A 21871-nucleotide genomic window follows, 5' to 3' on the forward strand; every position below is an offset into this window, starting at 1 on the left:
ACTCGGTGCCGAAGAGTTCCGCGGTGCCAACGGTCACGACCAGCGCCCCGGCCTTGAGCCCGCGCGCGAGCAGCGCCTGGCCGCCGCTTTCCGAGGCGACCTCCACGCGCTGGCGCACGAAAGTATCGGCGCCGGTCTTCCGGTAGGCCCATTCGCCGCCGTAGATGTCACGCACGATGGCCGAGGACGGGACCGATAGGCCCTGCGTGCGCCCGGCCAGCGGCAGTTCGACCGCGACGCGCTGGCCGACGCGCAAGGCGCGGTCGCCGTTGTTCACGGCATAATAGAGATCGACGGTGCCCGCCACGCTGTCGGCGGAGGGCGGCGCCTGGACCGGGCGTGCACTCCTGCCTTCTCCGTTCCCGCCGAGCGGGCGGATCATGGCCTCGCTCCCGCGCAGCACCGCGCCGACGTCACTGGCGAAGACCGATGCGCGAACCCAGAGCGTCGATTGGGTGCCGAGCGTCGCGACCGCCGGGCCGAGCAGCCTGCGCTGCTGGCGCGCGGCGCCGAGCGCGGCCTGCGCGGCGGCATGGGCGGCAGCGGCCTCGTCACGGGCGCGCACGCTTCCGGCTTCCTCACGCACGAGGGCCTCGGCGCGGGTCAGGGCAATGCGGGCGAGCCGGGCCTGTGCCTCGGTGCGCGCCACTTCGCCGTCGGCCACCGCCTGCTGCGATCCGATCTGCTGCAGGTTGGTGAGCGAATTGACGGGCACGCCGCCCGCGCTCGTCGGCGGCACCACGATCTCGCCGGTCACCTGCCGCGTCTGGGCCGCCGAGCCGCCGCCGACCTTCACCGTCTCGATGCCGAGGCGCTGCTGGGCCTTGGGCGTCAGGGTGAGTTTCAGGAGTTCGGCTTCGTTCGCAATCAGCTCCGCATGGGCGGGCGGCGTGGACGGCTTGGATGCCGTTTGACCGCAGGCGGACACGGCGAGCGGCAGGATCAGGAGAACAAGATAGCGCATGCCCAGGGCGCTAGCAGACGCACATTGGGCGATTCTGGAGGCAACCATACAAAATCCCAATGTTCGAAAGAGTCATGATCACGGGCCAATGATCAAGGGCCAATGATCAAGGCTGGTCGCAGCCAGCCCGCATTCTCAATGCAGATGATCCTGCGCGACTGTGGGCGCGGGCGCGCTCCTGCTTCGCCACGCACGCTTTCGGCGCGTCGATCCCCCGGGAGATATCCGCGCGACGTTGCGATATTCGAGCCTGCCGCCATATCCGGCAAGACGCTCCGCCCCGCGCGCAAGATGGCGCAGCAGTTGCGGATCAAGCTCCAGCGCAAGGATCGCACGCTGGCGCTGGAGCAGCGCCAGACAACCGAGCAGCGTCGCCTCGTCATCGCCCAGATAAGGGCAGTCGAGGGCGGAGATGACCATCCCCGCCCCCTTCGCCGCACGCGCAAGCCGGACGAAATCCCGGCAGTCGTCCGACCCGAGGCGTGCCGGTCGGCAGCCCCGGATCAGGTCGATCGCCAGTTTCTCGATCGGCGACAGTTTAGCGACGTGGATCATCGGCTGCGACCGATCGCGCCGCGCGCTCAGAACCGCGCGTTGAGGCCGACCTTGAAGGCGGTCGGCGATCCCGGCGTCACGTTCGTGTTGCTGTGCGCGTAGATGAAGTAGCGCTTGTTGAAGACGTTCTCCACGTTGAGCTGGGCGCTGACCGTCTCGCTCAGGTTGTAGTAGAGCGCGGCATCGACACGGGTGTAGCCAGGCATCGAGATCAGGTTGTCGGTCGAGGCATAGCGCTTGCCCTGATAGATGACGCCGACGGCGGCACCGAGCTGTTCGATCGGATCGAAACGGGTCCACAGCGAGGCGGCGTGCTTCGGCATGTTGGGCAGGATGTTGCCCGCCTTCACCGAATTCGACACGTTGTCGAGGAACGTGCCGTCCGAATAGGTATAGGCGCCTACCATGCTGACCTGCTTGGTGATGCTGCCTGCGACGGCGAGTTCAACACCCTTGGTGCGCTGGCGACCCACGGCCTCCGGAATGCCGTTACCCTTGACGTCGGCGAGGACGTTGGCACGGTCCAGCTGGAACACGGCCGCCGAGACATTGAAGGTCGGCAGGATGTCCCACTTCGCGCCGATTTCGTAGTTCTGGTACTTCTCGGGCGCGAGGCTCTCGTTCGAGGCATTCAGGGCGGTGAGCTGGTCACCGCCGCGCGGCAGGTACGTGCGCGAGTAGCTGGCGTAAATCGAGGCGTTCTCCACCGGCTTGAAGATCAGGCCCGCACGCGGCGACCACAGGTCGTCGGTGACCTTGAAGTCCTGGTTGTTGCGCAGGTTCGTGACCTTGGTGGTGAAGTGCTCGTATCGCACGCCGACGACCACATCGAACATCGGCGAGAGCGCGATCTGGTCCTGCACGTAGCCTGCGACGACTTCGGCGGTGCCGCGGTTCTGCGGGCTCGACGCGCTTTGCGCCCAGATGATGTCGGGGCGGCTGATCGTCGGGTCGAGCAGCGTCGCATAGATCGTCGGCACGCCGCTGGCATTGGACGCGGTGGGGAAGAAGGCTTCCTGACGCAGGTTCTCGGTCTTCTGGTGGCCGTATTCCGCCCCGACGAGCAGGGTGTGCTCGATCGCGCCGGTGGCGAACTGAGCGTTCAGGTCGGTCTGATTGATGAAGTTCTTGCGATTGGTGAAGTTGTTGTAGCCCTGGATGCCGACGATGGTTCCTGCCGCATAGGTACCGGCGGGCAGGCCGGCCGGGTTGGTCATCGGCGCCGTGTTCACCGTCGTCGGGAAAACGTTCTGGTAGAACTTGTCATAATCGGCATAGCGGGTGCGGTTGCGGATCGAGACGGTATCGCTGAACTTGTGCTCGACGAACAGCGTCGCCGCGTCCGTATCGGTCCAGGTCGGGCTCTGGTCGGGGTCACCGAAGAACTGGCCGCGCGGGGTGCGCAGCGGCTTGCCGAGGTAGGTGGAGACACCGCGGTCGGCAACGCGCTCATCCTTGAAGTGCTCGTAGCCGAGGGTCACGGTGGTGTCCGCGCCGAGCTTGAAGGTCGCCGTCGGGTTGAAGCCCCAGCGGTTGTAGTCGACACCGTCGCGGTAGCTCTCGCTGTTCTGGTACACGCCGGTCATGCGCACCGAAACCACCTCGCCCAGCGGCGTACCCAGGTCGAACTGGCCGCGCACGTGGTTGAAGCTGCCGCCCTCGACGCGGAACGAGCGGATGAGGTCGCCATTCGCGACCTTGGTGACGCGATTGATGACGCCGCCGACGCCGCCGCGCCCGAAGATCATCGCGTTGGAGCCCTTGAAGACCTCGAGCCGCTCGATGTTATAGAGATCGCGGTAGGTCTGGACGTCGTCGCGCACGCCATCGACGAAGAAGTCGCCGGTGGTGGAATTGCCGCGGATCACCAGCGTTTCGCGGTTGCCCTCGCCCTGCGCCGAGAAAATGCCCGGCACATAGCGGATGGCATCGCCGATGCTGTTCGAAGCCTGATCCTCGATCTGCTTCACCGAAACGACGTTGACCGTCTGCGGCACATCGATCAGCGGGGTATCGGTGCGCGTCGCGCTGGTCGAGCGGCTGACTTTGTAGGAAGTCTGCGCTTCCTTGTCGTCGATCGACGTCGCGGTGACGGTCGCGCCGCCGAGATTGGCCGGGGCTTCCTGCGCCTGCGCGGCCGCGCCGTGGCCGACGAGCGCAGCTGCCGTGGCGGCAAGCAGGGCATGGCGGCTGCGCGCATGCAGTGACGTGAAAGCAGGCATATTTCTGAATCCCCCTGATCGATCGAGCATAATTGCTAACGATAATGCGAGCTAATCGCACTTGCTGGGGCGGATACAGACGGGCATGGTGGTTCCCAAGATGCAAAACGCAACATTGGGAAGAAGTGTATTCTTCCCAATGTAATCCCAATGTTGGGAATTTGGCGAAAGTGGTGAGTTGTTTTCCGCGATGAACGTGCTGGTTCTTGAAGATGATCCGGAGCTTTCGAAGTATCTGGGCTCCGGCCTTGGCGAACTGGGCCACCATTCCCGCCTCGTCACATCGGGGCACGAGGCGCTCGATCTGCTTGCGGACGAGCAATTCGACGTCGCCGTGCTGGACCGGATGGTTCCCGGGCTCGACGGTCTTTCGGTGATGAAGCAGGCCCGGGACGGCGGATGCCAGACGCCGATCCTGATGCTGACGGCGCTGGGCGGCATCGAGGACCGCGTCGAGGCGCTGGAAGGCGGCGCCGACGATTACCTGACCAAGCCGTTCGCCTTCGCCGAGTTCGCCGCGCGGCTGATCGCCCTGGCCCGCCGCCCGGCGCCCCAGACGCTTCAGCAAAACCTCGTCGTCGGCGACATCGAGATGAACCTCGCCCGGCGCACGGTGAGGCGCGCCGGATTGCCGATCGACCTCCAGCCGCGCGAGTTCAGCCTGCTGGAGCAGCTCATGCGCAGCCCCGACCGGGTCGTCACGCGCACCCTGCTGCTGGAGCGGATCTGGAACTTCGGCTTCGATCCGCAGACCAACATCGTCGAGACTCACATGAGCCGCCTGCGCACCAAGCTGAACCAGGGGTTCGCGCATAACGCCATCCGCACCGTGCGCGGATCGGGCTACATCATGAACCCGGCGGATGACTGAGCGATCCGGCAGGCGCCGACGCCTTTCCCTGCCGCGCACCATTCCCGGGCTCGTCCTCGTCGTCGCCGCGGCATCGGCGCTGATAACCGCCGCGCTCGGCGGCCTCACGTACTGGTTCGTCCATGAGGAGATCGAACGACAGATCGACCACCGGGTCGATATCGAGACCCGTGCCCTGCTGGAATACGAACGCGAGCACGGCTTCGATGCGCTGATCGAGGCGGTCCGCATCCGCGACCTCGCCAGCAAGCCCGGCACGGTGGGCTACCTCGACGACGAGCCGGGCGACGACGAGCGATCGATGGGTTACGCCGTGGTCGATGCGGCGGGACACAGGCGAGCGGGCCGCCTCGACGCCCGGATGCCGCCGCCGGGGTGGAGCGAGTTCGTGCCGTTCGTCCGGCCCGACGGGACACCGGCGATCGCCCAGGGCATCAACGCGCGCCTGTCGAACGGCGGCCGCCTGCTGGTAGCGGCGGACCGGACCATCGTGGATCGCATGGACTTCGTGCTGCTGCGCCTGTTCATCGCTGCCGTCGCGCTGCTCATGCTGGCGAGCGTGGGCACGACGCTTGCCTTCGGCGTCACCATCCGCCGCCGGCTGCGCGCGATGGAAAGCCGCGCCAGCGCGATCATGGCCGGCGACATGGCGCAGCGCATGCCTGTTCATGGCGGGGCGGACGAACTCGACGGCCTTGCCACGGTGCTCAACCGCATGCTCGACCGGATTTCCACGCTGCTGTCGAATCTTCGCGAGGTGTCCAGCGGACTGGCCCATGACCTGCGCACGCCGCTGAGCCGCGTAAGCGCCAAGCTGGAGAAGGCTGCGGCGCTGGCGACCGACCCGGCGCAGCGCGATCTGCTGGACGCCGCCAGCGACGATACCGACGAACTGATCGGCCTTTTCGCCAGCCTGCTGGCGATCGCCGAGATCGACGGGAAGCTGGTGCGCAAGCGCTTCGTGCCGGTCGATGTCGCCGATGCCGTCCGGGAGATCGCCGAAGCCCACCGCCCGTCGCTGGAAGACGCGGGCCTGACGCTGGAACTGTCGATCGAGCCCGCGACGGTCCATGGTGACAAGGCCCTGATCCAGCGCATCGTGGCGAACCTTCTGGACAACGCCCTCGTCCACGCGCACCCGGGCAGGTCCGTAAGCGTCACGAGCCTGACCGAAGGCAGGGAAACCGTGATCAGGGTTGCCGACGATGGCCCCGGCGTCCCCCTGAAGGATCAACCGCGCATCTTCGAACGACTGGTCCGTCTCGATACGAACCGCGGGAGCCCGGGACACGGCCTGGGATTGAGCATGGTGCAGGCCATCGCCGCCGCACACGACGGCACCGCGCGCATAGTCGCCGGGCCTCCGGGGATGGTGGTCGAGATCCGGTTGCCGGCGGGCGACGACGACGACGCAGAGGTGTGATCCAGCCTCGCTACCGATCCCAGTACGCAGGCGTGCCGATCTCCTGCCGCAGCCACTCCGTCAGCGCCGCGAGCTTGGCCGAGGCACTGCGGTTGCGCGTGTAGGCGATGTAGAGTTCCGCACCCTCCGCTTCGGCGCCGACATCGACCTGGACCAGTGCACCGCTCGCCAGTTGCTCGTACGTGAAGAACGTCGGCAACAAAGCGATGCCGAGGCCCGCCAGCGCGGCGTCGCGCATGACGATGCCGTTGTTCACGCGCAGGCAGGCGCGCGGCCGCAGGATCATCTCGCCGTCGCCGGAACGGAAGCGCCAGTCGGCCGAGCGGTTCGAGTAGAGGATCGCGCAGGCCCGATCCAGTTCCTCCAGCGACGCAGGCGCGCCGTGCTTCTCCAGATAGGACGGCGCGGCGACGAGGACCCGGCGGCTCGACGCCAGCCGCTTCGCGATCAGGCGCGTATCCTGGATCGGGCCATGGCGGATCACCGCGTCGTAGCCGTCGGCGGCCACGTCTACGAACTTGTCGTCCAGATCCATGCTGAGTTCGATGGCCGGGTGGACCGCCAGGAACGCGTTCACCATCCGGCCAAGGTGCAGCGTGCCGAACCCGATCGGTCCGGCCAGACGCAGCGGCCCGGACAGGGATCCACGCCGCTCCGCGATCTCGGCCTGCGCCTCTATCGTCTCGCGCATGATCCGGCGCGCCCGTTCGAGGAACAGCTCGCCTTCCCCGGTCAGGGACAACTTGCGCGTCGTGCGCTGCATCAGGCTCGCGCCGAGCAGTCTTTCCAGTTCGGCCACGCGCTCACTGACCACCGACTTGGCAAGGCCGAGGCGGCGCGCCGCCTCGCTGATCGATCCCGCTTCGGCCACGGCGACGAACGCGGCCACTCCTTCCAGCTTCATCATCGTTCGGCGTTCCCGAAAGCCGGTTCCGGAATTTGGCGGCTAGTGCGCACGATGGCCTGAAATCATCTTGCCGTCGACAGCCCGCGACATGCGGGATGAAGGAGGCAGACAGATGTTCACTCGAATTATTGCAGCGGCCCTCGCCCTGACCACCCCGCTCGGCATCGCCGCGACCCCCACCGCCGCGCAAGTAGCGCCGTTCCCCGAAGGTTTCCGGACCGAGGAGGTATCGACCAACGGCACCACGATCCACACCCGCATCGGCGGCAAGGGGCCGGCCGTCGTCCTGCTTCACGGCTATGGCGAAACCGGCGACATGTGGGCGCCGCTGGCAGCCGATCTCGCGCGCGATCACGTGGTCATCGTGCCCGACCTGCGCGGAATGGGCCTGTCGGCGAAGCCCGCCGGCGGCTATGACAAGAAGACGCAGGGGCAGGACATCGCCGGGCTGCTCGACTCGCTGAAGGTCGGCAAGACCGCCCTCGTCACGCACGACATCGGCAACATGGTGGGCTACGCCTTCGCAGCCCAGAACCGCGAGCGCGTCACCAGCTTTGTGCTGATGGATGCGCCGCTGCCGGGCGTCGGCCCCTGGGAGGAGATCCTCAAGAACCCTCTACTGTGGCACTTCCGCTTCGGCGGCCCCGACATGGAGCGCCTCGTCGCCGGACGCGAACGGATCTACCTCGACCGGTTCTGGAACGAGTTCTCCGCCCGGCCCGAGCGCTTCAGCGAAGCCTCGCGCGTCCACTATGCCGCGCTCTACGCCCGGCCGGGGGCCATGCACGCGGGCTTCGCCCAGTTCGCGGCCTTCGACCAGGACGCGATCGACAACCGCGCCTTCGTGGCAGCGGGCAAGCTGGCGATGCCGGTGCTGGCGGTCGGCGGGGAGAAATCCTTCGGCCCGATGATGGCGACGGTCATGCGCTTCGCCGCCTCCGACGTGACCGAAGCCACCATCCCCGACGCCGGGCACTGGCTGATGGAGGAGCAGCCAAAGGCCACCGTCGCAGCCGTGCGCGGCTTCATCGACGCGCACAAGTGAGCGCCGCGTGCCTCACGCACTACCCAATCCAAGCATTACAGGAGCCACACAAATGACCGACTTTTCAGGAAAGACAGCTCTCGTCATCGGCGGCAGCCGGGGCATCGGCGCCGCGATCGTAAAGCGCCTCGCCGCAGACGGCGCGGCCGTGACGTTCTCCTACGCCGGGGCGACAGACGCCGCGCAGGCACTGGCCACCGAGACGGGCGCCAGCGCAGTCCGGTCGGACGCGGCGGACCGCAGCGCCGTGATCGATCTGGTCGCCAAGGCCGGACCGATCGACATTCTCGTCGTCAATGCGGGCGTTCTCGTGTTCGGCGATCCGCTGGAGCAGGACGCCGACGTCATCGACCGCATGATCGACGTCAATGTCCGCGCCCCCTACCATGCTGCCGTGGAGGCCGCCCGGCGCATGCCGGACAATGGCAGGATCATCTTCATCGGATCGACCAACGGGGACCGCATTCCATTCGCGGGCGGCGCGGCCTATTCGCTCACCAAATCCGCGATACAGGGGCTGACCCGGGGCCTCGCCCGCGATTTCGGCGGCAGGGGCATCACCGTCAACACCGTCCAGCCCGGCCCGACCGATACCGACATGAACCCCGGCGACGGGCCGATGAAGGACCTCATGCACGGCTTCATGGCGATCAAGCGCCACGGCCGCCCGGACGAGATCGCCGGGATGGTCGCCTATCTCGCCGGTCCGGAGGCCGGCATCGTGACCGGCGCGCTCCATACCATCGACGGCGGGTTCGGGGCGTGATGCCCGATACCTGCAAACTCCGCATCGGCGATCAGCGGGCCGTAGCGGGTCCGCGTGTCCAGATTGGTCAAGTCGTAGCGGCGGTTTTGCGGCATTGAACTTCGGTGGAAGGGGCTTGTCCGCGCGACAGGCCCCTTCGCGATACCGCGCATTCAGGAGCCGTCAAAGCGGCCAATGCGTCCCGGCATGACGGCAAGGAGAGGTTGGATGGAGCAGGCTTTACGCGAGATGATCGACCGCGAGGCGATCCGCACTTGCGTGGCGCGGCTGGCGCGCGGCGAGGACCGGCGCAGCGCGGACCTGATCCGCGCGTGCTGGTGGCCCGATGCCCGGTTTGACTACGGCGTCCACGGCGGCACTTTCGACACCTATCTCGCTTGGGTCGTGCCTGGCGCCGATGCGATCAAGGACACCCAGCACCTGCTTGGCCAGACGCACATCGAACTGGCGGGAGCCACCGCGCGCGCCGAGACCCACGTGTTCTCGTACCACCGCGTCGATATGGGCGAAGGCGATCGGGATACCTGCATCGGCGGACGCTATCTCGACACCTTCGAGAAGCGCGCCGGTGCCTCGGGCGAGCCGGAATGGCGGATCGCCGACCGGGTGATGCTCTACGACTGGGAACAGGACTGGGGCGCCGCAGCGGACTGGTCCAAAGGCGTGATGGGCTATCCTTTCACCGCTGACCATTTCCCCGGCCGTGCCAGCGGCGACTACAGCGAAGACTGGTTCGCAGGGAACGCGGCATGAGCGCGCCGCTGGCGGGCAAAGTCGCGCTGGTCACCGGCGCCAGCCGCGGCATCGGCAAGGGCATCGCGCTCGTCCTCGCCGAGCAGGGCGCGACGGTCTACGTCACCGGGCGCACCGTCAGGGAGGGCGACTACTACCTGCCCGGCACGGTCGGCGGCACGGCTGCCGAGTGCGACGCGCGCGGTGCGACCAGCGGTGGCAGCGGCATCGCCGTCGCCTGCGACCATGGCGACGACGAGGCCGTGGCCGCGCTGTTCGCCCGCATCGCGGCGGAGCAGGGCCGCCTCGACATCCTCGTCAACAATGCCTTTACGCTGTCGGACGACCTGCTGGAACCCAAGGGCTTCTGGGAAAAGCCGCTCTCCAACCTCGAGATGTGGGACGTCGGGGTGAAGTCCAACTACGTCGCGGCGTGGCACGCGGCCAAGATCATGGCGCCGCAGAAGTCGGGGCTCATCGTGGCGATCTCGGGCTTCGCGGCGGTGACGTATACCTACAGCGTCATCTTCGGCACGTCGAAGTCGGCGGTCGATCGCATGGCGCGCGACATGGCGATCGAACTGGAACCCCACGGCGTCGCCTCGCTGACCTTGTGGCAGGGGCTGACCCTGACCGAGAAGGCGCAGGACAACCTTGCCAAAATGGGCGACAAGATGACCACCTCGATCACCTCGATGCAGGGCAGCACGGTCGAGCATCCGGGGCGCGTCGTGGCCGCGCTCGCTGCCGATCCCGAGGTGATGAAGCGCTCGGGCGGGGAGTTCGTCACCGCCGAACTGGCGCAGGAATACGGCCTCACCGACGTGGACGGCAGCGTCATTGCATCGGCGAGGGCGACGCGCGGCTCGCCGATCTGGAAACCCGTTTCGGAGGTCGACTACCGTGGCAAATGATCGTGATGCCCGTATCGCGGCGATGCTGGACAAGCACGAGATCCGCGAATGCCTGGAGCGTTTCTCGCGCGGGATGGACCGCTTCGACCGCGCCGTCTACCTCTCCGCCTTCTGGGACGACGCCGAGATGGCGGCCGGACCTTTCGTGGGCAGCGCGGCGGACTGCTGGGACTGGGCGGTGCCGATGCACGAGGCCGGACAGATCGTCACGCATCACGCGCTGTTGCAGTCCAACATCGACCTCGACGGCGATACCGCCCATGCCGAGACGTATTACCAGTTCGTCGGCCGCAACCGCGACGAGAGCCTGTGGATCGCGGGCGGACGCTATGTCGACCGGCTGGAGCGGCGGAACGATGCATGGAAGATCGCGCTGCGCACCAACCTGATCGAATGGGGCTGCCTGCCGCCGCCGATGCCGATCCCCTTTGCCGACGTGCCCGACATCGCGCTGAACGGCGTATCGGCCCGCGATCCCGGCGATCCGTCCTATCACCGCCCGCTCGTCAACCGGCGCCAATCCGCCAATCCGGGAAAGCCGTCTTGAGCGGACTTGCCGGCAAGGTCGCGCTCGTCACCGGGGCGACGCGCGGGATCGGCAAGGGCGTCGCCTGCGCGCTGGCGGATCAGGGCGCGACGGTTTACGTCACCGGTCGCACGCTCTCCGCAGGCGGCCACGTCCTGCCCGGCTCGCTTGAGGAGACGGTCGCCGAAGTGAACGCGCGCGGCGGGCGCGGTGTCGCTGTTGCGCTGGACCTGCTCGACGATGCCCGGATCGGCGCGGTGTTCGATCAGCTCGCGCGCGACGAAGGGCGGCTCGACCTGCTGGTGAACAACGCCATGGCCATTCCCGACAGCATGACCGAGCGCACCGGTTTCTGGGAAAAGCCGCTTCAGGATGAATGGCAAATCTGGGATACCGGCCTGCGCGCCGCTTACGTCGCCGCCTGGCATGCCGCGCGGATCATGGTGCCGCAGGGTTCGGGGCTGATCGCGGCGCTGTCCGGCTACGTCGGGGTGACCTACACGTACGATGTGGTATTCGGCACGACCAAGACCGCGACCGACCGCATGATGCGCGACATGGGCCGCGAACTTCAGGGCACCGGCGTCAGCGCGGTCTCGCTCTGGCAAGGCTTCACGTATACCGAGCGCGCGACCGAGAACCTCAAGTCGGTTCCCGGCATGGCCAGCCAGCTCAACAGCGCGGTCGGCTCCTCGCCGGAGTTTCCGGGTCGGGTGATCGCGGCGCTGGCGATGGACCCGGCGGTCGGGGACAGGTCCGGCGGCACCTTCATCAATGCCGAGCTGGCAATGGAATACGGCGTGACCGACAAGGACGGGCGCACGATCCCTTCGCTGCGCGAAAGCCGGGGCGCACCGCTCTGGGGCGCCGGCGACACGACATGGACGGAGCCGGCGAGCAAGGTTTCATAAGGACGATTGCGCGGCTTCACCGGTGCGCTTTCCTACAGGCCGCGCCGTCCGGTACATTGCTCCGCATGGCCCGTCCGCTTCACAAGGTTACACCGCAAGGTGACACATTGCCCTCACAAGGTGACATGTTGTCCTTACAAGGTGACATGTTGTCCTTACAAGGTGACACTTCCGCCGCGAAATGTGTCACCTTGCGCGTGCAAGGTGACACATTCCTGCCCAAGGTGACACCTTTTCCCCCTGGACAGTGTAAACCGTGTAAACCCTGTCACCTTGCAGCGCGCCTGCGGTCACGCGTTGGCCAGCCCGGAAGGCTCTTCGCGGGCGAACGTCGGCTGTATCGCCTTGCCGTCCCGCGCGCTCAGGAACGCGCGTACCTTGCGTTCGGCCCAGGTGTACGCGTGGGCGAAGACGATGCCGAACCCGATCGCCACGGAAAGCGCCACCCACGGCTTCGGCCCGTGGAACATACGGATGATCAGCGACCGGACCTGATAGTGGCTGAGATACATGAACATCGACGAACCGGCGACTTCGGACACCATCGACTTCACGAACGACGGCACCTTGATCGACGTTCCGAAAAGCAGCAGCGCCGCTCCGCCCAGTATATAGGCGCTGGCCGAGGTGACACCGTGATGGACCAGCACGGCGACGCACACCACCGCCATCGCCACCATCCGGCTCTGCAGGTCCCGCGCGCTGGCCATCAGCATGCCCACGGCGACCGTCCACATGTACCAGATCGGCGTGCGGTGGAAGATGTAGTTGGTGTCCCAGACCCTCTCCACCGTCCAGCTGACCACCGTGGCCACCGCGACCAGTACCGTGCAGAACGTCATCGGCCTTGCCTTGAGAAACTCGCGGATCGCCGGGAACGAGAACAGCGCGGCGAGCACGAGCAGAAGCTGCATGTACAGCTCCGCGAAGTAGTAATAGGCGATGTGATACTGGTGCGGATCGAACCAGTTGGAGATCAGCAGCAGCGGCTTCACTTCCATTTTTCCGGCCCACAGCTGCATCGCGATGGTGACCATCAGGGTCGGGATGGCCACGCTGACGACGGTTCCGAAGATCGTGCCGACCTTTCCGGTGCGGCTGATCTCCGGCCACTGGAAGCGCATCACGCTATAGCCGCACAGCATGAACAGGAAATACGCCGCGCCCCAGTTCCGGCTGTAGACGAAGGTATCCAGATGCAGCGCGACGATGCAGATCATGAAGAAGGCGCGCGTCAGCATCGCGGCGTCCAGCTTGCGCCAGCTGTCGACGGCCGTGGTTCCGGCGCTCTTCTCCAGCTGCTCGACCGTCAGCGATTCCCAACCATCGGGAAGGGCGCCGAAACGGCCCTCGAAACCTAGCGAGAACTGGATGTAGCTGAGCGAATCCCCGCCCATGCTTTCGAAGCTGTCGTTCGGACCGATGCGGCGGCCGGGGAAGAACTGGCGGAAGAACCCCTGCACGTCGCGCGGTGCGGCTTCGGCCGCCTGTTGCGCTACCGGCTCGGGAGGCGCGGACTTGCGTTCCTCGACGAACTCCTGGGTCAGGACGCGGCGCATGGCCTTGCCGGTCGCCGTGCGCGGAATCTTCGGCATGACCCTGACGTGAAGGGAATCTCCGGCAACCACGCCGAACGCCTTCAGCGCCTCCGCCGATGCGGCATGCAGCCGATCGACGGCAATGTCGGTCGCATCCGAGGCGACCAGTACGCCTTCGCCGCGCAGCGCGTCAGGCACCTTGGCGACGACGACTTTGCCGCTCTGGCCAAGAAGCTGGGCGATCCGCGCTTCGAGCAAGTCCGGGTTGAGCTTCACCCCGCCCGAATTGATCAGATCGTCCGCTCTGCCGTCGTAGTAGAGATAGCCGTCCTTGACGTGTCCGAGGTCGCTGGTTTCGAGCCAGCCGTCCGCGCCGCAAAGATCGCGCATTTCGTCGCCGTCCACCCGCCAGCGCGCGACGTGCGGACCACGGATGCGGATGCGCCCCTCTTCGGAAATCGCGACCTCGGTAGCGCCGACGGCCCTCCCCACGGAATCCAGCAGTTCGTCCGGAACGTCCGAAATCTGCAGGAACGTGCTGCGCGAAGCCTCGGTGAGACCATAGTGCTGCACGATCCGGGCATTGGGGAACAGGTCGCGGATACCGCGCTTCTCGGCGCCGGACATGTACTGCGAACCGATCTCCAGCCACAGCAGCTTCTTGCCCGCATCCCCGATCACCGTCTTCTGCTGCAGCACGATGCGCAGCAGCGTGGGCACCGCCGACAGCGCATTCACTTCGCCCGCCTTGAGCATTCGGGCAAGCTCGAGCGGATCGAACCCGCGTGGCGGCAAATAGGACCGGCCGCCCACGGCACTGACCGCACGGATACGGCCGATCCCAAAGCTGTAGGTGACCGGGACGCCGACATACTCGCGCACGTCGGAAGTGAGGCCCATCTGGTCGATGATCCGCTCCGCCGCATCGGCCAGGTTTGCGTAAGTCAGGACAATGCCCTTGGGCTTGCCCTCCGTACCCGATGTATAAGTGACCTGAGCGGGCCGATCGTCGTGGATCAGCGGGCGGCTCTCGTCGAACCAGCCGCCCCCTTCTTCCGGTACGATGCAGGAAACGACGTCCAGTCCGGTCAGCGTCGCCGCATGCGCCTCGTCAGGAACATTGACGAAGGCCTGACGGGCCTCATTCAGCGCGAATACGTTCCGGACGTAGGACAGTGAACTTCGAGTAACGAGCGCGGTGGCTGTCAACTTCTGGTTGCGCACTGTAGAGCCCCTGTGCTGATCGCCGTGAGGCGATAGTGACGAACGGCACGAATCAGTGCTTGCACGCCAAGCCCCCAGTGCAATTCAGGCAGAAGGGTAAATCCGCTCCCTGCGCCCGAAAATGCTGAGAAACACCAACCGAGAAGCGTGATCACAGGATCGGGACGCCCCTTTCGAAGCGCCCTTTCCTGGGGGTTGGCTCACTCTCCGGTCTTGTGTGCCGAACCGACCGAACTGTCGGGGCGGCCGCTGCGCAGGACTTCGGCCCGCGTGCGGATATACTGGCGCAGGGCTTCGACCTGATCTGGCGTGAATTCACCGAACCTGGGCATTCCCGCCGGGACCAGCGCACCGTTGCGGACGACTTCGGCGAAAGCCTCGGCATTGGCGGGGATCGGCGAAGTGCGCAGGTCCGGCGCGGTGCCCCCGGCGATGACCGAGGTGCCATGGCAGACCGCACAGCGACCGCCGAAGATGCCTTCTCCGCGCGCGGCCTTGGCGGCGTCCGGCGTGAAGTCCGCATCCTCGAAGGCGACGGCCTTGTAGGGCGCCTTCGGTGGCAATTGCTGCTTGCCGCCGATGGCGAACGTCAGCACCCGGCGCGCCTGCGTGCGGTAGTCGATGCCGTACTTGGCGAACATCGGGCCGAACAGGCCGACGCTGGTGCCGATCCCGGCGATCACCGTGACGTACTGCTTGCCATTGACGCGGTAAGTGATCGGCGGCGCCACCACGCCTGCGCGCGCGTCGAAGTTCCACAGTCGCTTGCCGTCCTCGGCGTTATAGGCCGAAAAGCCGCCGTCGGGCCGCCCCTGGAACACGAGATTGCCGCCCGTCGCCATGATGCCGCCGTTGCCGTGCGTGGGCATCGGCAGCTTCCAGCGCGCCTTCTGCGCCACCGGGTCCCAAGCGACGAGCCAGCCGGTGACGTCCTTGCCCCCCGCGTCGATCGCGTAGCCGACGCCCGGAGACAGTCCCATGCCCTCGGCAAACTTGAAGTTTTCCCGCGTAATGCCGGTATCGTCGAAGTGCGCCTGCAAATCGATGGCGGGAATATAGGTCAGCTTCGTCTTCGGGCTGTATGCCATCGGCATCCAGCTATGCGCGCCGAGCGGCGTGGGGCGGAACGAAGTCCTGCCGCTTTCGTAGCGCACGCCGGGGTTCTCGACCGGACGGCCGGTGGCAAGGTCGATCTTCTTCGCCCACGTCACTTCCACGAAGGGCTCGGCCGAGATCAGCTTTCCATCCTTCCGGTCGATCACGTAGTAGAAGCCGTTCTTGGGCGCCGTCATCACCACCTGACGCGGCTTGCCGTCGATGGTCAGGTCGGCCAGTTCCATATCCATCGCGGCGTTGAAATCCCAGCTTTCGCCGGGGTTGATCTGGTAGTGCCACTTGTACTTGCCCGTCTTCGCATCGAGCGCGACGATCGAGCAGACGAACAGGTTGTCGCCCTTGCCCAGAGAACGGATCTTGTGGTTCCAGGGCGCGCCGTTGCCGGTGCCGAGCAGGATCTGGTCGTTGGCCTTGTCATAGGTGATGGCGTTCCATACCGAACCGCCGCCGCCGTACTTCCACCAGTCGCCGCTCCAGGTCTTCGCGGCCATCTTCTGCGTCTCGTCCTCGAAGCCCTTCGCCGGGTCGCCGGGGACGGTGTAGAACTTCCAGAGCTGCCTGCCGCTGTCCGCATCGAAGGCGGTGACGAAGCCGCGCACCGCACTTTCATCGGACCCGGCATTGCCGATGATCACCTTGCCATCGAACACGCGCGGCGGACCGGAGATGAACATCGGCGCGCCCTCCTCCAGCGTCTGCACGGTCCAGACGGGCTTGCCGGTCTTCTCGTCGAGCGCGATCAGGCGGCCGTCCTGCGTGGCGGTGATGACCTTGTGGTTCCAGTAGGCGATGCCGCGACTGCCCCAGCCCTGCCTGAGGCGGATGCCGGAGGCTTCGGGGGCCTTGGGATCGTGTTCCCATTTCACCTTGCCGGAAGCGACGTCGATCGCGCGGACCACCGAATAGCCGCTGGCGAGATAGACCGTGCCGCCCACCTCGATCGGCCCGGTCGCGGGGTTGCCCGCCGGAAGGTCCACCGCCCAGACGAGGCCGAGATCCTTGACGTTCCCGGCGTTGACCTGATCAAGCGGGCTGTAGTGCTGCTCGCCATAGGTGCGGCCGAAGGCGGGCCAGTCGTCGCCGTCACTGGCATCGTCCAGCTGGCGCTCCCACCCCTCGGGAGCGCCCTTCCCGGCAAGCGCCTGCTGATCCGCCGATCCGCAGGCCGCGAGCGACCATGTCAGCGCGACGGCAATCCCGCCGCGCAGCACCTTTGCCTCAAACATCAAGCACCTCTCAAAGATGGTCGCCGAACGACAGCCCGAGTTCGACACCGAAGTAACGCGGCGCCCCGTATTGCGAGTTGAGCCACAGCCCCGCAACGTTCTGCACGGCGATCCGGTAGCGCTTGTCGGTCAGGTTCTTGCCGATCAGGCGCACGTAGTAGCGGTCGTCCGCCTGCGCGAGCGTGATCGAGCCGTTCACCAGCGTCCTCGCATTGAGGAACGTGTTGCCCAGCGGATCGTCGATCGCCTGCGTATTGAGGTTGCGCCCGGTATACGCGACGTTGCCGTTTACGGTCAGCTTGTAGTCGCTACCCAGCGGCAGCGCGTAGGAGCCGTCCAGCGTCCACTGCCACTTCGGCGCGCGGTCCAGCGGGGCCGAGGCCAGGTCATAGCCTGCGTTCTCGGCGGTATAGGTCTTGTACTTACCGTCCTGGTAGCCGAGCACGCCGCGCAGGGTCAGCCCCTCGATCGGAGTAGCGGAGAGTTCCGCCTCGATGCCCTTCACGTCGGCGCTGGCGGCGTTGACGAACAACGTGACCTGATTGGGCTGGCCGTTGACCACAATCGGCACGTTGAGCTGCTTCTGCAGATCCTTGTACTTCACGTAGAAGCCGGTGAGATTGAAGCGCAGCCGGTTGTCGAGAAACTGCGACTTGAAGCCCAGTTCGAAGCTGTCGGCCTTTTCCGGGTCGGTCGGCCGCGCGGCGGCGCGGAAGGCGTCGAGGTCGGTGCCGAAGGCCGCGAAGCCGCCGATCTGGTCGTTGAAGCCGCCGCCCTTGTAGCCATGCGAATAGCCGCCGAAGACGAAGATATCGTCGGTCGCCTGATAGCTGATGCTGGCGCGGTACGTCGGCTCGCGCCACTTGCCCTTCACGCTGACGACGCCCGCCGGGTAGTTGTAGACGCTGGCGTCGAGCGCCTCGTTGATGGTGATCGTCGGATCGAAGCCGCCGTTCAGTGCCGGAATGAAGGTCTGCTGGCGGCCGAGCCAGGTCTTGTCGTCCCAGGTATAGCGCCCGCCCGCCGCGATCGTCAGCTTGTCGCCCAGCTTCAGCGTGCCTTCGAGGAACACCGCACGCGACTTGGCTCGCTGCGCGTTGCATAGGACGTAAGGCGTATCGTTCCAGTTGCCGAACGGCAGCGGCCCGGAGGTGAGGTCGAGGAACCCGAGAATCTGCGCCACGCAGAAGTCGATCTTGTCGCGCTGGTAGAACCCGCCCGCGACGAAATTGAACGGCCCCTGCAGGTCGGAGGCGAAGCGCAGTTCCTGCTGCCAGGTCTTGCGGTTATCGTCGCGGGTCGCGTCGAAGAACGACAGGTACTGGCCGTCCGCCGCCACGGCCGTCGCACCCGCGTAGGAGTTGGGAATGCGCGAGCGCTGGTTGCGATAGCCCGAGACCGAGGTGACGGTGCCGATGCCAGTGTCATATTCGAGGTTGGCGTAGAACCCGTCGACCGAAATGCGCTGGCCCTTGTCCATGAACAGCAGGCCGTCGTGCCGTCCGGTGTAGGCCGCCCGCTTGAGCGGATCGGTGCCTTGCGCATTCGGATCGGTCAGCCCGAGCAGGTCGGTGACGAAGGGGTTGGTCCCCGTATAAAGATAGTTCTCGTTCACCGACGGCACCGAGTCCGAACGATCGCGAATCCATTCGTACTGGAACAGCGCGCTAAAATTGGGCGATGGCTCGACCAGCAGCTTGGCCCGGGCCTGCCACACGTCCTTGCCGCCGATCGTCTCGCCGCCAAGGCAGCCGCTGCGCCCCTGGAACTTGTTGTCGACGAAGCCGGTGACCGGGCCGTAACAGGCCCCGTTCTTGTAGAACCCGTCAGACTTCTCGTAACCGCCGACGAGGCGGAAGGCGGCAATATCGCCGATCGGCACGTTGAGCGCGGCCTGCACCTTCTTCTGGCCGAAGTCGCCGTACTCGGCGCGCGCATCGACGCCCACGTATTCCATCTGCGGGCGCTTGGTGCGCACCGTAACGACGCCGCCGGTGGTGTTCTTGCCGAACAGCGTACCCTGCGGTCCGCGCAGCACTTCGACCTGTGCGATGTCGAAGGTGTCGAGCAACTGGGTCTGCACCGAGGGCACGACGAAGTCGTCCACCAGCACCGCCACCGGCGGCTCGAAGTAGACGATGATCGAGGTCTGCCCGACGCCGCGCATGGCAAAGCTGGCCGCGTTGAAGTTGGCGATCGTCGCCGCCGAGAAGTTCGGCACGAACGCCGCGATGTCGCCGAGGTCGCGCGGGGCAGCCTGCGCGATCAGCGTGCTGTCGACCGCCGAGACCGAGACCGGCGTGGACTGAAGATCGGTCGCGCGGCGGGTCGCGGTGACGACGATCTCGGCCAGGCCACCCGACGCTTGCGGCCCCGATTGCTGCTGGGCTGCGTCGGTGGTTGAATTGTCCTGTGCGAAGGCTGGCGTGCTTGCGATTCCGGCGACGAGCGCGAACGCGCAAGACGAGCAGTAAAGCTGCCTGGTGAACATGCCTCTCTCTCCTAATGCCCCGCCATTTGTTTGCGGGTTGCATTAAGGATTATCACGAAGACGGCGTTTGGCAATCATTCATGTATGTTTTTTTGACGACTATTTTCGTCATATGCCTCGGGCTCATGCGATGGTTGTCGGCAAACTTCTCAGGGGGCGGGAAAACGCGATATAGCATGCATTCATGATTGTTTTTATTTTACGATCGCCTATCCTCGATTCCATGGAGCACGCGCCGGGATAGGCGCGGCATTCGGAGAGAACCTGCGGGAACGAGAGCGACTCGTCCCGCGCTGAAAGGAGAGATTGCCTCATGGCCTTCAGTTTCCTGTCCCGCTTCCGGGTCCGCAACGACCGGCAGGACGATTTCATCGCCCTCGCCCGCCAGATGGAGGATTTGTCGAAGCAGGAACCGGGCACGCTTGCCTACAAGTTCTTCCGCCTTGCCGAACCTGGCATGTTCGCCGTCCACGAGAGCTTCGTGGACGAAGCCGCGGACGAGGCGCACATGGCCTACGATCACAACAAGCCGCTGATCGAAAAGATCGTCGGCTGCATGGAAGGCACGTACGAACGCGAGTTGCTGTTCGACCTCGCGCCTCACGGAAGGGCCTGACCCGATGCCCGCCAAGAGCTTCATCGCCCAGCTGCGCACCCGTCCGGAAAAGCGCGGCGACATGATTGCCCTGCAGTCGGAACTGAAGGGCCTCGTCTTCCAGAACGAGCCCGACGCACTCGTCTACGAGCTGTTCCAGTCGGAAGCCGATCCCGACCTTTTCCAGGTCGTCGCCACCTTCCGCGACGAGGCCGCCTACGAAAAGCACATGCATATAGACTTCCATGACCGGCTGGTCCCGCCGATCCTCGAATGCGTGGCCGAGGACATGAAGCTGGAGTTCTACCGCTCGCTGCCGTGATCGAGGCTGCGAGGGCACTTTCGCCCCTCGCAAGCGGCGCTTATACGGCGGGGATGCAAACCGATGCCGCCCCTCTCTCCACCGACGCCGCGCTTTCGGCTGTCGCGATCAGCGCTCTCGACATCTTCTCTATCGGCATCGGCCCGTCCAGTTCGCACACGGTCGGGCCGATGCGCGCGGCGCTGGCGTTCATGGAGAGCCTGCCGCAGGCGCCCTCGCGCGTCGCCTGCGACCTCTACGGCTCGCTGGCGCTGACCGGGCGGGGCCATGCGACCGACGCGGCGGTGCTGCTCGGCCTCTCGGGGCTGCGCCCGGAGTCGGTCGATCCCGATGCCGTGCCCGCGACCATCGCCGACATTCGCGAACACGGCCGCCTTGTCAGCCGGACCTTCGACACGGAGATCGCTTTCGACGACAGCACCGACCTCGTCTTCCATTTCGGCGAGTTCCTGCCCGCTCACGCCAACGGCATGCGCTTCACCGCCTGGTTCGCGGAAGGGACCGAACCGGTCGAGCAGCATTGGTACTCCGTCGGCGGCGGCGCGGTGGTGCGCGGCGATGCGACGTCCCTTGCACCCCTGACGCCCGAGAGCGGGCACAACCTGCGCCAGCCTTTCCCGTTCTCCTCGGGCGCGGAACTGCTGGCGCTGGGCGAGGAAACCGGCCTCTGCTTCGCCACGCTGGTCCTGCGCAACGAAGGCGTCTGGCGGCCCGAAGCCGAGACGCTGGCGGGGCTCGACCGCATCATCGACGCCATGGACGCCTGCGTCCAGCGAGGGCTCAAACAGGAAGGGCTGCTGCCCGGCGGCCTCAAGGTGCGTCGCCGCGCCCGGACCATTCACACCCGCCTGCGCGCCCAGAAGGACAGCTTCGGCCCGGCGCAAACATTCGAATGGGTCAGCCTCTTCGCGCTGGCCGTGAACGAGGAGAACGCAGCGGGCGGCCGCGTCGTCACCGCCCCCACCAACGGCGCCGCCGGGGTCATCCCCGCAACCCTGCTCTACTACCGCAAGTTCGTACCAGGGGCCGACCGCGAGGGAGAGCGCACCCTGCTGCTGACGGCCGCGGCGATCGGCTTCCTCTACAAGAAACGCGCCTCGATCTCGGCTGCCGAGATGGGGTGCCAGGGCGAAGTCGGCGTCGCCTGCTCGATGGCGGCGGCGGGTCTGGTCGCGGCGCTGGGCGGCACCAACCAGCAGATCGAGAACGCCGCCGAGATCGGCATGGAGCACAACCTGGGCCTCACGTGCGACCCCATCGGCGGCCTCGTCCAGATCCCCTGCATCGAACGCAACACCATGGGCGTGGTCAAGGCGATCAACGCCGCCTACCTCGCCCTGCAGGGCGACGGGCGCCACATCGTCAGCCTCGACGCCGTGATCGAGACGATGCGCCAGACCGGCGTGGACATGGCGAGCAAGTACAAGGAAACCAGCCTCGGCGGTCTCGCCGCCAACGTCGTGGAATGCTGACCGCGCGCCGGAACGCCGGGCGATCCAGAGCGTTTGCCTCGCATCGGGGCC

18 protein-coding genes are annotated in these 21871 nt (G+C 66.1%); 11 read left to right on the forward strand and 7 right to left on the reverse strand.

Annotation, left to right across the window (positions count from 1 at the left end; genetic code table 11):
* From ACYPYD_RS10735 to ACYPYD_RS10745, 3 genes are all read right to left on the reverse strand, one after another.
* Window positions 1–964, reverse strand: a 964-nt coding sequence (locus tag ACYPYD_RS10735; RefSeq protein ID WP_459663090.1) for an efflux RND transporter periplasmic adaptor subunit, incomplete at its 3' end; no start/stop codon positions are given.
* A gap of 135 nt (window positions 965–1099) precedes the next feature.
* A complete protein-coding gene (locus ACYPYD_RS10740) occupies window positions 1100–1519 on the reverse strand; it encodes a hypothetical protein (RefSeq protein WP_459663092.1) in 420 nt (139 codons plus the stop codon).
* Between the two features lie 26 nt (window positions 1520–1545).
* Window positions 1546–3741, reverse strand: coding sequence for a TonB-dependent receptor (locus tag ACYPYD_RS10745; protein WP_459663093.1), 2196 nt, complete (start codon window positions 3739–3741; stop codon window positions 1546–1548).
* Window positions 3742–3931: 190 nt separating this feature from the next.
* On the opposite strand from ACYPYD_RS10745, the gene ACYPYD_RS10750 reads away from it, so the two are divergent.
* Together ACYPYD_RS10750 and ACYPYD_RS10755 are read left to right on the forward strand one after the other, a co-directional pair.
* Window positions 3932–4612 carry a response regulator transcription factor gene (locus ACYPYD_RS10750; RefSeq protein ID WP_008830046.1) on the forward strand — a complete coding sequence of 227 codons (681 nt, stop codon included), beginning with the start codon at window positions 3932–3934 and terminating at the stop codon, window positions 4610–4612.
* Window positions 4605–6035 (forward strand): sensor histidine kinase, encoded by a 1431-nt coding sequence (locus tag ACYPYD_RS10755; protein WP_459663095.1) that lies wholly within the window; start codon window positions 4605–4607, stop codon window positions 6033–6035. The genes ACYPYD_RS10750 and ACYPYD_RS10755 overlap by 8 nt, the downstream gene beginning before the upstream one ends.
* A gap of 10 nt (window positions 6036–6045) precedes the next feature.
* On the opposite strand, the gene ACYPYD_RS10760 is transcribed toward ACYPYD_RS10755, so the two are convergent.
* Window positions 6046–6939 carry a LysR family transcriptional regulator gene (locus ACYPYD_RS10760; protein ID WP_459663097.1) on the reverse strand — a complete coding sequence of 298 codons (894 nt, stop codon included), beginning with the start codon at window positions 6937–6939 and terminating at the stop codon, window positions 6046–6048.
* A gap of 115 nt (window positions 6940–7054) precedes the next feature.
* On the opposite strand from ACYPYD_RS10760, the gene ACYPYD_RS10765 reads away from it, so the two are divergent.
* From ACYPYD_RS10765 to ACYPYD_RS10790, 6 genes are all read left to right on the forward strand, one after another.
* Window positions 7055–7987 carry an alpha/beta fold hydrolase gene (locus ACYPYD_RS10765; protein WP_459663099.1) on the forward strand — a complete coding sequence of 311 codons (933 nt, stop codon included), beginning with the start codon at window positions 7055–7057 and terminating at the stop codon, window positions 7985–7987.
* A 52-nt stretch (window positions 7988–8039) separates the two neighbouring features.
* A complete protein-coding gene (gene bdcA / locus ACYPYD_RS10770; protein WP_459663100.1) occupies window positions 8040–8753 on the forward strand; it encodes an SDR family oxidoreductase in 714 nt (237 codons plus the stop codon).
* Window positions 8754–8960: 207 nt separating this feature from the next.
* Complete coding sequence (locus ACYPYD_RS10775; RefSeq protein WP_459663102.1) at window positions 8961–9506, forward strand: nuclear transport factor 2 family protein; 546 nt, start codon at window positions 8961–8963, stop codon at window positions 9504–9506.
* Window positions 9503–10399, forward strand: coding sequence for an SDR family NAD(P)-dependent oxidoreductase (locus tag ACYPYD_RS10780; protein ID WP_459663104.1), 897 nt, complete (start codon window positions 9503–9505; stop codon window positions 10397–10399). Before ACYPYD_RS10775 ends, ACYPYD_RS10780 begins: the two co-directional genes overlap by 4 nt.
* Window positions 10389–10946 carry a nuclear transport factor 2 family protein gene (locus ACYPYD_RS10785; RefSeq protein WP_459663106.1) on the forward strand — a complete coding sequence of 186 codons (558 nt, stop codon included), beginning with the start codon at window positions 10389–10391 and terminating at the stop codon, window positions 10944–10946. Before ACYPYD_RS10780 ends, ACYPYD_RS10785 begins: the two co-directional genes overlap by 11 nt.
* Complete coding sequence (locus ACYPYD_RS10790) at window positions 10943–11836, forward strand: SDR family NAD(P)-dependent oxidoreductase (protein WP_008830379.1); 894 nt, start codon at window positions 10943–10945, stop codon at window positions 11834–11836. Before ACYPYD_RS10785 ends, ACYPYD_RS10790 begins: the two co-directional genes overlap by 4 nt.
* A 290-nt stretch (window positions 11837–12126) precedes the next feature.
* Here the strand turns inward: ACYPYD_RS10790 and ACYPYD_RS10795 are convergent, their stop codons facing one another.
* From ACYPYD_RS10795 to ACYPYD_RS10805, 3 genes are all read right to left on the reverse strand, one after another.
* The gene (locus tag ACYPYD_RS10795) at window positions 12127–14598 is read right to left on the reverse strand and encodes an AMP-binding protein (protein WP_459663108.1); all 2472 of its coding nucleotides are present in this window, start codon (window positions 14596–14598) and stop codon (window positions 12127–12129) included.
* 200 nt (window positions 14599–14798) lie between these two features.
* Window positions 14799–16940, reverse strand: a complete 2142-nt coding sequence (locus tag ACYPYD_RS10800; RefSeq protein ID WP_459663109.1) for a PQQ-dependent dehydrogenase, methanol/ethanol family — start codon at window positions 16938–16940, stop codon at window positions 14799–14801.
* Window positions 16941–16950: 10 nt separating this feature from the next.
* On the reverse strand, window positions 16951–19431 hold the full coding sequence (locus tag ACYPYD_RS10805; RefSeq protein ID WP_459663111.1) for a TonB-dependent receptor: 2481 nt from the start codon (window positions 19429–19431) through the stop codon (window positions 16951–16953).
* Window positions 19432–19744: 313 nt separating this feature from the next.
* Here ACYPYD_RS10805 and ACYPYD_RS10810 point away from each other — a divergent pair, with 313 nt between their 5' ends.
* From ACYPYD_RS10810 to ACYPYD_RS10820, 3 genes are read left to right on the forward strand one after another with little or no spacing between them, the layout of a single operon-like run.
* Window positions 19745–20047, forward strand: coding sequence for a putative quinol monooxygenase (locus ACYPYD_RS10810; RefSeq protein WP_459663113.1), 303 nt, complete (start codon window positions 19745–19747; stop codon window positions 20045–20047).
* A 4-nt stretch (window positions 20048–20051) separates the two neighbouring features.
* The gene (locus tag ACYPYD_RS10815) at window positions 20052–20348 is read left to right on the forward strand and encodes a putative quinol monooxygenase (RefSeq protein WP_008830374.1); all 297 of its coding nucleotides are present in this window, start codon (window positions 20052–20054) and stop codon (window positions 20346–20348) included.
* 53 nt (window positions 20349–20401) lie between these two features.
* A complete protein-coding gene (locus ACYPYD_RS10820; protein ID WP_459663114.1) occupies window positions 20402–21820 on the forward strand; it encodes an L-serine ammonia-lyase in 1419 nt (472 codons plus the stop codon).
* The last annotated feature ends 51 nt before the right edge of the window (window positions 21821–21871 follow it).

Source organism: Novosphingobium sp. 11B (assembly GCF_054589055.1).

Bases quoted from the DNA above. Each gene is read 5' to 3' on its own strand.
- ACYPYD_RS10800 (WP_459663109.1), bottom strand. From the start codon at position 16,940: ATGTTTGAGGCAAAGGTGCTGCGCGGCGGGATTGCCGTCGCGCTGACA.
- ACYPYD_RS10815 (WP_008830374.1), top strand. From the start codon at position 20,052: ATGCCCGCCAAGAGCTTCATCGCCCAGCTGCGCACCCGTCCGGAAAAG.
- ACYPYD_RS10760 (WP_459663097.1), bottom strand. From the start codon at position 6,939: ATGAAGCTGGAAGGAGTGGCCGCGTTCGTCGCCGTGGCCGAAGCGGGA.
- ACYPYD_RS10780 (WP_459663104.1), top strand. From the start codon at position 9,503: ATGAGCGCGCCGCTGGCGGGCAAAGTCGCGCTGGTCACCGGCGCCAGC.
- ACYPYD_RS10745 (WP_459663093.1), bottom strand. From the start codon at position 3,741: ATGCCTGCTTTCACGTCACTGCATGCGCGCAGCCGCCATGCCCTGCTT.
- bdcA (WP_459663100.1), top strand. From the start codon at position 8,040: ATGACCGACTTTTCAGGAAAGACAGCTCTCGTCATCGGCGGCAGCCGG.
- ACYPYD_RS10755 (WP_459663095.1), top strand. From the start codon at position 4,605: ATGACTGAGCGATCCGGCAGGCGCCGACGCCTTTCCCTGCCGCGCACC.
- ACYPYD_RS10820 (WP_459663114.1), top strand. From the start codon at position 20,402: ATGCAAACCGATGCCGCCCCTCTCTCCACCGACGCCGCGCTTTCGGCT.
- ACYPYD_RS10750 (WP_008830046.1), top strand. From the start codon at position 3,932: ATGAACGTGCTGGTTCTTGAAGATGATCCGGAGCTTTCGAAGTATCTG.
- ACYPYD_RS10740 (WP_459663092.1), bottom strand. From the start codon at position 1,519: ATGATCCACGTCGCTAAACTGTCGCCGATCGAGAAACTGGCGATCGAC.
- ACYPYD_RS10810 (WP_459663113.1), top strand. From the start codon at position 19,745: ATGGCCTTCAGTTTCCTGTCCCGCTTCCGGGTCCGCAACGACCGGCAG.
- ACYPYD_RS10775 (WP_459663102.1), top strand. From the start codon at position 8,961: ATGGAGCAGGCTTTACGCGAGATGATCGACCGCGAGGCGATCCGCACT.
- ACYPYD_RS10765 (WP_459663099.1), top strand. From the start codon at position 7,055: ATGTTCACTCGAATTATTGCAGCGGCCCTCGCCCTGACCACCCCGCTC.
- ACYPYD_RS10805 (WP_459663111.1), bottom strand. From the start codon at position 19,431: ATGTTCACCAGGCAGCTTTACTGCTCGTCTTGCGCGTTCGCGCTCGTC.